The sequence below is a fragment of the Mycolicibacterium chitae genome, assembly GCF_900637205.1.
In the GTDB taxonomy this organism is placed as follows: domain Bacteria; phylum Actinomycetota; class Actinomycetes; order Mycobacteriales; family Mycobacteriaceae; genus Mycobacterium; species Mycobacterium chitae.
In genome coordinates this window covers 4,501,024-4,513,557 of sequence record NZ_LR134355.1, presented here as the reverse complement: position 1 = coordinate 4,513,557, position 12,534 = coordinate 4,501,024, and the positions used below count along the sequence as shown (strand labels likewise).

Annotated in this window: 9 protein-coding genes; 5 read left to right on the top strand and 4 right to left on the bottom strand. The window is 69.4% G+C overall.

Translation table 11 applies throughout. From position 1 onward, the window contains the following. Nucleotides 1–40: 40 nt before the first annotated feature. From EL338_RS21670 to EL338_RS21660, 3 genes are read right to left on the bottom strand one after another with little or no spacing between them, the layout of a single operon-like run. Complete coding sequence (locus tag EL338_RS21670; protein ID WP_179967121.1) at nt 41–1,015, bottom strand: 2-hydroxyacid dehydrogenase; 975 nt, start codon at nt 1,013–1,015, stop codon at nt 41–43. Beyond that, entirely contained in the window at nt 991–2,076 is a 1,086-nt protein-coding gene (locus EL338_RS21665; RefSeq protein ID WP_163791878.1) for an alpha/beta hydrolase, read from the bottom strand. The genes EL338_RS21670 and EL338_RS21665 overlap by 25 nt, the downstream gene beginning before the upstream one ends. After that, on the bottom strand, nt 2,076–2,696 hold the full coding sequence (locus tag EL338_RS21660; protein WP_235666246.1) for a TetR/AcrR family transcriptional regulator: 621 nt from the start codon (nt 2,694–2,696) through the stop codon (nt 2,076–2,078). Before EL338_RS21660 ends, EL338_RS21665 begins: the two co-directional genes overlap by 1 nt. A gap of 57 nt (nt 2,697–2,753) precedes the next feature. Between EL338_RS21660 and EL338_RS21655 the strand changes: the two genes are divergently transcribed. Further along, nucleotides 2,754–3,326, top strand: coding sequence for a VOC family protein (locus tag EL338_RS21655; RefSeq protein WP_126335622.1), 573 nt, complete (start codon nt 2,754–2,756; stop codon nt 3,324–3,326). Here EL338_RS21655 and EL338_RS21650 read toward each other — a convergent pair. After that, nucleotides 3,323–3,937, bottom strand: a complete 615-nt coding sequence (locus tag EL338_RS21650) for a TetR/AcrR family transcriptional regulator (protein WP_126335621.1) — start codon at nt 3,935–3,937, stop codon at nt 3,323–3,325. The genes EL338_RS21655 and EL338_RS21650 overlap by 4 nt on opposite strands. Nucleotides 3,938–4,016: 79 nt before the next feature. Between EL338_RS21650 and EL338_RS21645 the strand changes: the two genes are divergently transcribed. From EL338_RS21645 to eccCa, 4 genes are all read left to right on the top strand, one after another. Continuing rightward, nucleotides 4,017–4,895 (top strand): oxygenase MpaB family protein, encoded by an 879-nt coding sequence (locus tag EL338_RS21645; RefSeq protein ID WP_126335620.1) that lies wholly within the window; start codon nt 4,017–4,019, stop codon nt 4,893–4,895. A 274-nt stretch (nt 4,896–5,169) separates the two neighbouring features. Further along, nucleotides 5,170–7,029, top strand: a complete 1,860-nt coding sequence (eccA, locus tag EL338_RS21640; protein WP_126335619.1) for a type VII secretion AAA-ATPase EccA — start codon at nt 5,170–5,172, stop codon at nt 7,027–7,029. Continuing rightward, complete coding sequence (eccB, locus tag EL338_RS21635) at nt 7,026–8,594, top strand: type VII secretion protein EccB (protein WP_126335618.1); 1,569 nt, start codon at nt 7,026–7,028, stop codon at nt 8,592–8,594. The genes eccA and eccB overlap by 4 nt, the downstream gene beginning before the upstream one ends. Further along, complete coding sequence (gene eccCa / locus EL338_RS21630; protein ID WP_126335617.1) at nt 8,591–12,532, top strand: type VII secretion protein EccCa; 3,942 nt, start codon at nt 8,591–8,593, stop codon at nt 12,530–12,532. Before eccB ends, eccCa begins: the two co-directional genes overlap by 4 nt. The last annotated feature ends 2 nt before the right edge of the window (nt 12,533–12,534 follow it).

The window sequence follows — 12,534 nt, the reverse complement described above, 5'->3', positions numbered from 1 at the left end:
GGTTGGCGACGAGCCTACTCGGCAGTCAGTTCCCGGTGGCTCAGGCGGGCTCGGCGTCGTTGACCACGAAGTAGGGGGCCTGCCCGTCGCGCAGGCGCCGGCAGTTCTGCACCGCCGCGTCGAGATAGCGGTCCAGGGTGTCGGCGGTGTACCAGCTGACGTGCGGCATCAGCAGCACGTTGTCCAGACCGAGCAGCGGGTTGTCGGCCGGCACCGGTTCCTCGGCGTAGACGTCGAGGCCGGCGGCGGCAAGCTGACCGGACTGCAGCGCCGACACCAGCGCCTCCTGGTCGACGATGCCGCCGCGCGCGGTGTTGATCAGGATGGCGCCCGGTTTCATCTTGGCCAGCTTCTCGGCGTTGATCAGGCCCGCGGTCGCGTCGGTCAGCGGCGCGTGGATGGAGACGATGTCGCTCTTGGCCAGCAGGTCGTCCAGCGGCATCCAGCTCACGCTGTGCTCGTCGCGCTTGGTCGAGGTGTGCAGCACCTGGGTGCCCATCGAGCGCACGATCTGCTCGACGCGCTTGCCGATGCTGCCGAAGCCGACGAGCCCGACGGTGCAGCTGCCGAGATCGCGAACGCGGTCGCCCAGGCTCGGGTCGTTGGGCCAGCCCGTCCCGGCCCGGGTGGCCTTGTCCAGTTCGGGCAGCCGGCGCAGCGCCGCGAGCATCAGCATGACCGTGCACTCGGCCACCGACGCGGCGTTGGCGCCGGGGATGTTCGCCACGACGATGCCGCGCTTGGCGGCGGCCTCGACGTCGATCGTGTTCACGCCGGTACCCAGCTTGTGGATCAGCTTGAGCTTGGGGGCCTTCTCCAGATCGGCCCCCGACACCGGGCGCAGCACGTGCCACAGGACCTCGGCCTCGGGCAACTCACGGTAGAACGCCTCGTCGTCGTCCTCGGCGACCCAGCGGACGTCGAGCCAGTCGGATTCGGCGGCGATTCGTTCGGTCGCCCGGTCGCCCGGCTTGAAGTGCGCGAGGACCCTCAGGCCCATCGTTTCCTGATCCATGCCGCGATGGTATCCGCCTGCTCGTCGCGGGCACCGGGGGTCGTGAAGTAGTGGTCGGTGTCGATGTCGACGCGGGACTTGTCGGTGCTGGCCAGCGCGTCGTGGATGCGCGCCGCGTCCGACGGGAAGACCCCGGTGTCCTGTTCGGCGTTGATCACCAGCGCCGGGGACTCGATGCGGGCCAGGTGCGGTTCGGCGCGGGTCTGGGCGTGCCGCAGGCTCCACATGCCCAGCCAGTTGCGCAGCGTGGTGGCCGCGGCGATGCCGCGGGTGGAGCGGTTGGCCCGCCGCGGTTCGCCGGCGTAGCAGAGGTTGGGGGTGCGGTTGGTGGGCTCGATGCCTGGGTCGACCATCCGCGGGTCGGCCCAGGTGCGGCACACCGTGAAGGGCCGGTCGGAGAAACCCGCGGCGCGCACGCGCTGCAACTCGGCCTCGGCCCAGTCGGTGATGGCCTCGTTGCGGGCGATCTGCGCGCGCCGGTAGCGGGCCACGAACTCGTCGGAGAACGGCGGACCGTTGCATTCGTCGAACAGGTCCAGCTCGGGGTCGGTGGCCACCGGGTCGTTCTCGTCGACGACGGCGCCGTCCATCCACGCCGTCAGCACGTCGGGACGGCCCGGATGCGCGGCGCTGGCGACGTAGCCGTCGGCGGTGGGCAACTCGACCCGGCCCGCACCCGTCACGGCGTGGGCCTGGTAGGCGGCCATCAGCGAGCCACCGCCGGAATTGCCTAGCAGCACAACGGTTTCCACCCCGGCCACCTCGCGCAGCCAGCGCACCCCGACGCCGATGTCCACCAGCGCGTGATCCAGCACGAAGCTGCTCTCGAAGCCCCGGAAGCGGGTGTTCCAGCCGAGGAATCCGATGCCGCGGGCGGCCATGTACTCGGCGAGATAGTGCTCGGAGAAGTCGATCTGATAGTGCGTGGCGATCATCGCGACGCGGGGGCGCTGACCCGCGGCGTGGTGATAGAGGCCCTGGCAGGGGTGCCCGCCGGCGCCCGCGCGTCCGCCGGTCGGGGAGTCCATGCCGATGAACTTGCGGACGATCTCGGTGGTCATCACGGCTCCTTGCTGAAGATCGCGCGGTAGAAGATGTGGGACAGCGTGCGGATGCAGGCCTCGTCGTCGACGTCCCCCTCGTGCCCGCCGGAGCGGCCGGCCAGTTGCAGGTAGCAGAACTGGTTGAGCATCGACACGATGGCCTGGGCCAGCAGACGGGGTTCGTCGTCGGGGCAGTGGCCCTGCTGTTGCGCGCGGACCACCATGTCGGTGATGTATTCGGTGGGGACGGCGCACATTTGCTCCCAGTAGCGGGCGAAGTCGTCGTTGACCATGGCCAGCTGCGAGACGCCGATCATCTCGGCGAGGCGATGTCGGTAGGTGTGCCAGTGCGCGGCCGCGGCCTCGTGCACGCGGTCGGCGTCGGACAGGCCGTGCCGGGTGGCGCCCTGGGCGCGGTCGGTCGCCTCGTCGCGGAAGCGCTGCGCCCAGACGCGGACCATCGCCTCCTTGGAGTCGTAATAGTTGTAGAACGACGCCGTGGAGCGGCCGGCCTCGGAGGCGATGTCGGCCACGGTGGCGGCCAGCACGCCCTTGCGGGCGATCACCGTCCGGGCCGCCGCGTCGATGGCGGCCTGCGTCGCCCTGCCCCGCCGGGTCGGTTGGGTCGGTTGGGTCACCGAAATGTTCCTCGCTGATCTCTTGGGCGCAACTGAACCTGATGTTACATTCAGTTTATGATCAAGCCGCACAACACCAACACCGAGTTCGAACTGGGCGGCATCCACCACACCGCCCTGGTCTGTGCCGACATGGCGCGCACCGTGGACTTCTACTCCGGCGTGCTGGGCATGCCGCTCATCAAATCGCTGGACCTGCCCGGCGGGATGGGGCAGCACTTCTTCTTCGACGCCGGCGGCGGGTCCTGCGTGGCGTTCTTCTGGTTCGCTGAGGCCCCGGACCGGGTGCCCGGCGTCTCCTCGCCCGACGCGCTGCCCGGCCTCGGCGAGATCGTCAGCGCGGTGAGCACCATGAACCACCTGGCCTTCCACGTGCCGGAGGAGAAGTTCGACGAGTACCGGCGCAAGCTCAAGGACAAGGGTGTGCGGGTGGGGCCGGTGCTCAATCACGACGAGAGCGAATGGCAGGTCGCCCGCGAACTGCACCCCGGCGTCTACGTGCGGTCCTTCTACTTCACCGACCCGGACGGCATTACCCTCGAATTCGCCTGCTGGACCCGCCAATTCGAGGCCTCCGACACCACCACGGTGCCCAAGACGCAAGCCGACCGGCGGGTGCCGGCGCCTTAGCCGCGGAACAGGCCGGGGTCGTTGAGGTCGGCGAGGACGTCGACCAGCAGATCCACGAACTGGTCGACGCCGAGCTTCACCTCACCGGCCAGCCACGCGCTGATGGCCTGCTGCAGACCGCCGAGCACGAAGTGCGTCGTGCCGGCCAGCCGATTGCTGCCGCCCACGTGCAGCGCATCCTGGATGTGGCGGCCGGCCAGCGCGATGAACAGGCCCTGGTGCTTGAGCCGCAGCCGCAGCAGAGTCGCGTTGGACAGCTGCTGGCTGAACAGCAGCCGGCCCACCCGGGCGTCGTCGGAGATGGTGCGGATCAGGTTCGTGATGCCCGCCCGGTTCTGGTCGGCGGGCGAGGCGGTGGCGACGGCGGCCTGCGTGGTGGTCGCCAGCTGCGCGGTGACGGTGTCGAAGACGGCCTCGACGAAGGCGTCCTTGTCGGTGAAACTCTCGTAGAAGTAGCGCACCGTCAGGCCCGATTGCGCGCAGATGGCCCGGACGGTGAGTTGGTCAGGGTCGGTCTGCCCGCCGAGCAATTCCAGCCCCGCTTCCAGGAAGCGCTGCCGACGCTGGGCGAGCCGCTCGGAGGCGTCGACCCCGCGGTACGGGCGAGCCATGCCCCCATCTTGACACTGAATCGACGGCTCGGGCAATATCAGGAAACAACTGTTGTCACATTTAGTCGACGGGTGAACCATGACGATCAGCGAAGTAAGTCCCGCACCGGTGCGCCGCGGGTCGGTGCTGGGCCGAGGGGCCAGCATCGACGATGGCCTGATGGGTGTCGCGCTGCTGGCCGGACCTGCCAACGTGATCATGCAGCTGGCGCTGCCCGGCGTGGGCTACGGCGTCATGGAGAGCCGCGTCGAGAGCGGCCGGGTGGACCGGCACCCCATCAAGCGGGCCCGCACCACCTTCACCTACCTGGCGGTGGCCAGCCGCGGCTCCGACGAGCAGAAGGCCGCCTTCCGCCGCGCGGTCAACGGCGCGCACGCGCAGGTGTACTCGAATGAGGACAGCAAGAGCCCGGTCAAGTACAACGCCTTCGACAAGGACCTGCAGCTGTGGGTCGGGGCCTGCCTGTACAAGGGCGGCGTCGACATCTACCGCACGTTCATCGGGGAGATGGACGAAGAGACCGCCGACCGGCACTACGCCGACGGCATGCCGCTGGCGACCACCCTGCAGGTGCCCGAACAGATGTGGCCGGCCGACCGCGCGGCCTTCGAGCAGTACTGGCAGGAGTCGCTGGAGAAGGTCCACATCGACGACGCCGTGCGCGAATACCTCCATCCGATCGCGGCCAACCGGCTGCGCGGGATGCGGATGCCCCGCTTCCTGCAGCGCCGCCACGAGGCGCTGTGGCTGCTGATCACCACGGGCTTCCTGCCGCAGCGGTTCCGCGACGAGATGCGGCTGCCCTGGGACGCGAAGCATCAACGCCGTTTCGACCGGCTGATGGCCGTGCTGCGCACCGTCAACAACCTGCTGCCCGGATTCCTGCGGCAGTTCCCGTTCAACCTGCTGCTCAAGGACCTCGACCGCCGGGTGCGTACCGGCAAGCCGCTGATCTGACGTTCCGCAGCTCAAATCCCGCGCCGGCACAGTTTGAGCGAACTTGCGGCTGTGGTTCTGGCCACATACCCGGGCCCGGGCTCGGGCGCCGCGACGAATCTGCAGGTCAACGCGTTGTGCGACATGCGCACGCACCCTCATCTCGCGGGACCGAACATCTCGACAGTTAGCTTATGCAATGCTAACTTCAGCAAAGTTAACGTGAACTACTTCACGTCCATGTAAGAGGCCTAGGAGAACGGGTGGGGTGGCCGTGCGCTGCGTCCCGCCGGAAATGACTATGGGAACCGCAGAAAACGGGAGTGACATTCTCACGGTGCACACCGCCACCCGGGTCGACGACGACGTCGTCAGCCGGTTCGCGACGTGCGCCAAGGCGCTCGGTCTGAAGGTGTACGAACGCCAGCGGCCCGCGGATCTCACCGCGGCCCGCTCGGGGTTCACCGCCTTGACCCGCATTGCCCACGAGCAGTGCGACGCCTGGATCGGTCTCGCGGCCGCCGGCGACACCTCGCCGCACGTGCTGCAGAACATCGCCGCGACGGTCGACACCGCCGGGGTCCTGCAGCGCAAGATCGAGCTTCCCGTCAAGACCCTCGGTTTCACCTATGACACCGGGCTGTACCTGCAGCTGCGGGCCACCGAGCCCGACGACTTCCGGCTCGCCTACGTCGCCGCCCTGGCGACCGCCGGGCGCTTCGCCGACGCCGACGCCATCGTCGCCGAGATCCTGGAGCGCCGCCCGGGCTGGCAGGACGCCCGCTGGGTGCGCGCCGCGGTGAACTTCCGCGCCGAACGCTGGGCCGACGTCGTCAAGCTGCTGACCCCGGTCGTCAACGACAAGGACCTCGACGACACGTTCGCCCACGCCGTCAAGGTCGCCCTGGGCACCGCGCTGGCCCGGTTGGGCATGTTCGCGCCCGCGCTGTCCTACCTCGAGGAGCCCGAAGGCCCGATCGAGGTCGCCGTCGTCGACGGCTCGCTGGCCAAGGCGCTGGCGCTGCGCGCGCACGGCCTCGAGGAGGACGCGGCCGAGGTGCTGCAGGACCTCTATGCCGCCAACCCGGAGAACGCGCAGGTCGAAGAGGCGCTCTCGGATCCGACGTTCGGCATCGTCACCACCACCGCGGCCCGCATCGACGCCCGCACCGACCCGTGGGACCCCGAAACCGAGCCCAGCGACGCCGATTTCGTCGATCCCGGCGCGCACGAGCGCAAGGCCATGCTGCTCGCCGAGGCCGAGGAACAACTCGGTGAGTTCATCGGCCTCGAAGAGGTCAAGGACCAGGTCGCGCGGCTGAAGAGCTCCGTGGCCATGGCCCTGCTGCGCCAGGAGCGCGGCCTTGCCGTCGCGCAGCGCTCGCACCACCTGGTGTTCGCCGGCCCGCCCGGAACCGGTAAGACGACCATCGCCCGCGTTGTCGCCAAGATCTACTGCGGTCTGGGGCTGCTGAAGAAGGAGAACGTGCGCGAGGTGCACCGCGCCGACCTGATCGGCCAGCACATCGGCGAGACCGAGGCCAAGACAAACGCCATCATCGACAGCGCGCTGGACGGTGTGCTGTTCCTCGACGAGGCCTACGCCCTGGTGGCCACCGGCGCCAAGAACGACTTCGGTCTGGTCGCCATCGATACGCTGCTGGCGCGGATGGAGAACGACCGCGACCGCCTCGTGGTCATCATCGCCGGCTACCGCGCCGACCTGGACCGCTTCCTGGACACCAACGAGGGTCTGCGCTCGCGGTTCACCCGCAGCATCGACTTCCCGTCCTATACCCCGGGCGAACTCGTCGAGATCGCCGCCGCGATGGCGAGCCAGCGCGACAGCGTGTTCGAGCAGGCCGCCCTCGACGACCTGCAGGTCCTGTGCAACCACCTGGCCACCACCACGATGCCCGATGCCAACGGCGTGGACCGCCGCAGCCTCGACATCGCCGGTAACGGCCGTTTTGTCCGCAACGTGGTCGAGCGTTCCGAGGAGGAGCGCGAGTTCCGGCTCGATCATCTGGATGATGCCGCGGCAGGCGGCGCACACGAGTTCACCGATGAGGAGCTGATGACGATCACGGCCGGCGATGTGGGTCACGCGGTCACGCCGTTGCTGCGCGGACTTGGCCTGACGGTGCCCGCATGAGCGGCACCCAGCGTCGTCCCCTCGGTGGAGGCGACGACGACGTCGAGAACAACGAGGACCGCCGGTCCTTCGCGTCGCGGACCCCGGAGAACAAGAACCCCGAGGGCGTCACCTATCGCCGCGGCTTCGTCACCAAACATCAGGTCACCGGCTGGCGCTTCGTCGTGCGCCGGCTGGCCTCCGGTGTGGCCCTGCACGACACCCGCATGCTGGTCGATCCGCTGCGCACCCAGACCCGCGGCGTGCTCGTCGGCGTCCTCGCGGTGGTCACGGGACTGCTTGGCTGCCTGGTCTTTTCGTGGATCCGGCCCGGCGGCGACGTCGGCAACAGCGTGGTCCTCACCGACCGCGACAGCTCCGCGATGTACGTCCGGGTCAACGACCGGCTGCACCCGGTGCTCAACCTCACCTCGGCGCGGCTGATCGCCGGTGAGGCGGCCAAGCCGGCCGGCGTGCGCAGCGCGCAGCTGGACAAGCTGCCGCGCGGCAACATGGTCGGCATTCCCGGTGCGCCCGAACGGATGGTGCAGAACTCCGTGCGCGACGCGGACTGGACCGTGTGCGACGGCGTCGGTTCCACCACCCCCGGTGTCACCGTGATCGCCGGCGCGCCCGCCGAAGGCAGCGAGCGGGCCGCGACGCTGGCCGAGGATCACGCGATCCTGGTCGACAGCGGTGCGGGCACCTGGCTGCTGTGGAACGGTCGGCGCAGCCCGATCGACCTGGCCGACCGCGCGGTCACCGCCGCGCTCGGATTCGAGGCGAACATCCCTGCGCCCCGGCCGATTTCGCCCGGACTGTTCAACGCGATCCCCGAGGGCGCGCCGCTGCGCGCGCCGGCCATCCCGGAGGCGGGCAGCGCCCCGCGGTTCCCGCTGACCGTCCCGGCCCCGGTGGGCGCCGTCGTCGTGGCCTACGGCACCGACAACACGCTGGCGCACTACGCCGTGCTGCCCGACGGGTTGCAGCCGGTGTCGCAGGTGCTCGCCACGCTGCTGCGCAACACCAACTCCTTCGGCCTGGATCAGCCGCCGCGGCTGGACGCCGACGAGATCGCCAAGCTGCCGGAGTCGCGGCTGCTGGACACCGCCGCCTTCCCGGCGCAGCGGCTGAGCATCGCCGACGCCGATTCGGCGCCCATCAGTTGCGTGCGGTGGACCAAGGCCGTCGACGCCAGCACGAGCTCGCTGAGCCTGCTCTCGGGCGCCGCGCTGCCCATCGCCGACGGTGTGCGCACCCTGGACCTGGCGCCCAGCCGGTCCGGCATCACCGCGGCCCGGGTCGCGCTGCCCGTCGGCACCGGGTACTTCACCCAGACCGTCGGCCAGGAGCCGACTTCGCCGCTCGCGGGTTCGCTGTTCTGGGTCGCGGACACCGGCGTGCGCTACGGCATCGAGGGTGCCGACCAAGACGAACTCGCCAAAACCGTTGAGGCGCTGGGCTTGACCCCGCCCGCGACGGCCATCCCGTGGTCGGTTCTGTCACTGTTCAGCGCGGGTCCCGCATTGTCGAAGGCCGATGCGTTGACCGCGTACACCAGCACGGGCGGGACGGAGAACCGATGAGCAGGTTGATTTTCGAGGCCCGCCGGCGGCTGCCGCGGCCCGAGGTTCGCAAGGGCACGATCACCATCGAGGCCCCGCCGGAACTGCCGCGCGCGGTCCCGCCGTCGCTGCTGCGCCGGGCCCTGCCGTACATGATCGTGATCCTGATCGTCGGCATGATCGTCGCGATGGTCGCCACCGGCATGCGGCTGATCTCCCCGCAGATGCTGTTCTTCCCGTTCGTGCTGCTGCTGGCGGCCACCGCGCTCTACCGCGGGAACAACAACAATCTGCGCACCGAGGAGATCGACGCCGAACGCGCCGACTACCTGCGGTACCTGTCGGTGGTGCGGGACAACATCCGCGCCCAGGCCGCCGATCAGCGCGCCGCGCTCGAGTGGTCGCACCCCGACCCGCAGGACCTGGCCACGGTGCCCGGTTCGCGGCGGCAGTGGGAGCGCGATCCGCACGACTCCGACTTCCTGCTGATCCGCACGGGTCTCAACGACGTGCCGCTGGACACCGCCCTGCGGGTCAAGGACACCGTCGACGAGGTCGACCTGGAACCGGTGTCGCACAGCGCATTGCGCAGCCTGCTCGACGCCCAGCGCACCGTGCGCAGCGCGCCGACGGGCCTGGATCTGACCAAGCTGTCCCGGATCACCGTGGTGGGCGACACCGACGAGGTGCACGCCGCGGTGCGGGCCTGGATCGCACAGGCCGCCACCTGGCACGACCCGGGTGTGCTGGGGATCGCCCTGGCCAGCCCCGAGTTGGAGTCCGAGAGCTGGTCCTGGCTCAAATGGCTTCCGCACGTGGATATCCCGGGTGCGGTCGACGGTGTGGGGCCGGCGCGTTTCCTGACCGCCAACCCCAATGAGCTGATCTCCAAGATCGGGCCGGTGCTGGCCGAGCGGCCGCTGTTCGACGGCTCGGACCCGGGCGCGCTCGGGCTGCGGCACCTGCTGATCGTCGTCGACGACCCGGGTTACGACCTGTCGACGTCGGTGCTGTCGGCCGGACTGGCCGGCGTCACGGTCATCCAGATCTCCGACACGCAGCCGCATCGCGAGCAGTACCCGGATCCGGAGAAGCCGATCTTCCAACTGACCGACGGCGCCATCGAGCGCTGGGGCGCCAAGGGCTGGCAGCCCGCGGTCAGCCACGCCGACGCGCTGTCCACCGACGAGGCCGCGCACCTGGCCCGGCTGCTGTCGCGGTGGGATTCCAACCCCACCCACGCCGGGCTGCGCTCGGCGGCCACCAGCGGTGCGACCTTCACCACGCTGCTCGACATCCAGGACGCCACGCAGCTGGACGTGCCGACGCTGTGGGCGCCGCGCCGCCGCGAGGACGAACTGCGGGTCCCGATCGGCGTCACCGCCACCGGTGAGCCGCTGTACTTCGACCTCAAGGACGAGGCCGAGGGCGGCATGGGTCCGCACGGCCTGATGATCGGTATGACCGGCTCCGGCAAGTCCCAGACGCTGATGGCGATCCTGTTGTCGCTGTTGACGACGCACTCCGCCGACCGGCTGATCGTCATCTACGCCGACTTCAAGGGCGAGGCCGGCGCGGACATCTTCCGCAACTTCCCGCAGGTCGTCGCGGTGATCTCGAACATGGCCGAGAAGAAGTCGCTGGCCGACCGGTTCGCCGACACCCTGCGCGGTGAGGTGGCGCGGCGCGAGAACGCGCTGCGCGACGCGGGCCGCCGGATCCAGGGCAGCGCGTTCAACTCGGTGACCGAGTACGAGGCCGCCATCGAGGCCGGTCACGACCTGCCCCCGATGCCCACGCTGTTCGTGGTGGCCGACGAGTTCACGCTGATGCTCGCCGATCATCCCGAGTACGCCGAGCTGTTCGATTACGTTGCGCGCAAGGGCCGTTCGTTCCGGATCCACATCCTGTTCGCGTCGCAGACCCTGGACGTGGGCAAGATCAAGGACATCGACAAGAACACGTCGTACCGGATCGGTCTGAAGGTGGCCAGCCCGTCGGTGTCGCGCCAGATCATCGGTGTCGAGGACGCGCACCACATCGAATCGGGCAAGGAGCACAAGGGCGAGGGCTTCCTGGTGCCGGCCCCCGGCGCCGAGCCCATCAAGTTCCGCAGCACCTACGTCGACGGCATCTACGACCCGCCGCGGCGGCCGAAGTCGATCGTGGTCCCGGCGGATCCGCGTCCGCAGCTGTTCACCGCCACCGAGGTCGACGCCGACCAGGACATCGTCGTGGTCCCGGTGGCCAACAACGGCGAGGGCACCTACAGCGGCCCGCCGCAGAAGCTGATCGCCACCATCGGCACGCAGTTGGCGTCCTACGGTCCGCAGGCGCCCGCGCTGTGGCTCGAGCCGCTGGATCAGCCGATCGCGCTGGGCACGGTGCTGAGCAATGCCGGTGTCGGCGAGGGGCAGCTGCGCTGGCCGCTCGGCGAGATCGACAAGCCGTTCGAGATGCGCCGCGATCCGCTGATCTTCGACGCGCGTTCGGCGGCCGGCAACCTGCTGATCCACGGCGGCGCCAAGTCGGGTAAGTCGACCGCGCTGCAGACGTTCATCCTGTCGGCCGCGGCGCTGCATTCACCGCGCGACGTGTCGTTCTACTGCCTGGACTACGGCGGCGGACAGCTGAAGAACCTCGAGGACCTGGCGCACGTCGGCAGCGTCGCCTCACCGCTGGAGCCCGAGCTGATCCGTCGCACCTTCGGCGAGCTCGAGCAGCTGCTCGAGCAGCGTCAGCAGGCCGGGGCCGGCCAGGCACACTCGCGGGTGTTCCTGGTGATCGACAACCTGTACGCGTTCGGCCGCGACAACACCGACCAGTTCAACACCCGCAACCCGATGTTGAACCGCGTCACCGAGTTGGCCAACAACGGCCTGGCCTACGGCATCCACGTCATCATCACCACGCCGAACTGGCTGGAGGTGCCGCTGGCGATGCGCGACGGCCTCGGGATGCGGCTCGAGCTGCGGCTGCCCGATGCCCGGGACAGCAACGTGCGGGTGGTCGGGGCGCTGCAGCGGCCCGCCGACGCGGTGCCCTACGACCAGCCCGGTCGCGGCCTGACCATGGCCGCCGAGCATTTCCTGTTCGCCGCACCGGAACTGGGCCGCATCGCCGAGATCAACGCCCGCTACCCGGAGGTCCGGGCCCCGCGGGTGCGCCTGCTGCCGACCGACCTGTCGCCCGCCGACGTCGCCCCGCTGTACCTGGGCGGCGAGCGGATCGTCATCGGTCAGCGCGAGGAGGACCTGGCCCCGGTGCCGGTGGACTTCCGCGATCAGCCGATGCTGATGGTGCTCGGCGACACCAAGTCCGGCAAGACCACGCTGCTGCGGCACATCATCCGCACGGTGCGGGAGAACTCCACCGCCGATCAGGTGGCGTTCACGGTGATCGACCGTCGGCTGCACATGGTCGAGGAGCCGCTGTTCCCGGACAACGAATACACGGCCAACATCGACCGGATCACCCCGGCGATGCTGGGCCTGTCGGCCATCATCGAGGGTCGTCGCCCGCCGGCCGGGCTGTCGCCGGCCGAGCTGGCCCGGTGGACCTACACGGGCCACACCCACTACCTGATCATCGACGACGTCGACCAGATCCCGGACACCCCGGCGATCTCCGGCCCCTACGTCGGGCAGCGGCCCTGGACGCCGCTGATCGGCCTGCTCTCGCAGGCCTCGGATCTGGGTCTGCGGGTGATCGTCACCGCTCGGGCCACCGGCTCCGGGCACGCCTTGATGACCAATCCGCTGATGCGGAGAATGAACGAGTTGCAGGCCACTACCTTGATGCTGTCCGGCAATCCGCAGGACGGCGGCAAGGTCCGCGGCCATCGCTTCACGCGGCTGCCTGCCGGCCGCGCGGTGTTGCTGGACGACACCGACACACCGACCCATGTCCAGCTCGTCAATCCGTTGATCGGCGTGAGTTCGCAACGAGGAAGGGAGTAACC

What these genes read in the sequence shown, in the direction of transcription:
- EL338_RS21670 (WP_179967121.1), bottom strand. Translation starts at nt 1,015, where the DNA reads ATGGATCAGGAAACGATGGGCCTGAGGGTCCTCGCGCACTTCAAGCCG.
- EL338_RS21665 (WP_163791878.1), bottom strand. Translation starts at nt 2,076, where the DNA reads ATGACCACCGAGATCGTCCGCAAGTTCATCGGCATGGACTCCCCGACC.
- EL338_RS21655 (WP_126335622.1), top strand. Translation starts at nt 2,754, where the DNA reads ATGATCAAGCCGCACAACACCAACACCGAGTTCGAACTGGGCGGCATC.
- EL338_RS21650 (WP_126335621.1), bottom strand. Translation starts at nt 3,937, where the DNA reads ATGGCTCGCCCGTACCGCGGGGTCGACGCCTCCGAGCGGCTCGCCCAG.
- EL338_RS21645 (WP_126335620.1), top strand. Translation starts at nt 4,017, where the DNA reads ATGACGATCAGCGAAGTAAGTCCCGCACCGGTGCGCCGCGGGTCGGTG.
- eccA (WP_126335619.1), top strand. Translation starts at nt 5,170, where the DNA reads ATGACTATGGGAACCGCAGAAAACGGGAGTGACATTCTCACGGTGCAC.
- eccB (WP_126335618.1), top strand. Translation starts at nt 7,026, where the DNA reads ATGAGCGGCACCCAGCGTCGTCCCCTCGGTGGAGGCGACGACGACGTC.
- eccCa (WP_126335617.1), top strand. Translation starts at nt 8,591, where the DNA reads ATGAGCAGGTTGATTTTCGAGGCCCGCCGGCGGCTGCCGCGGCCCGAG.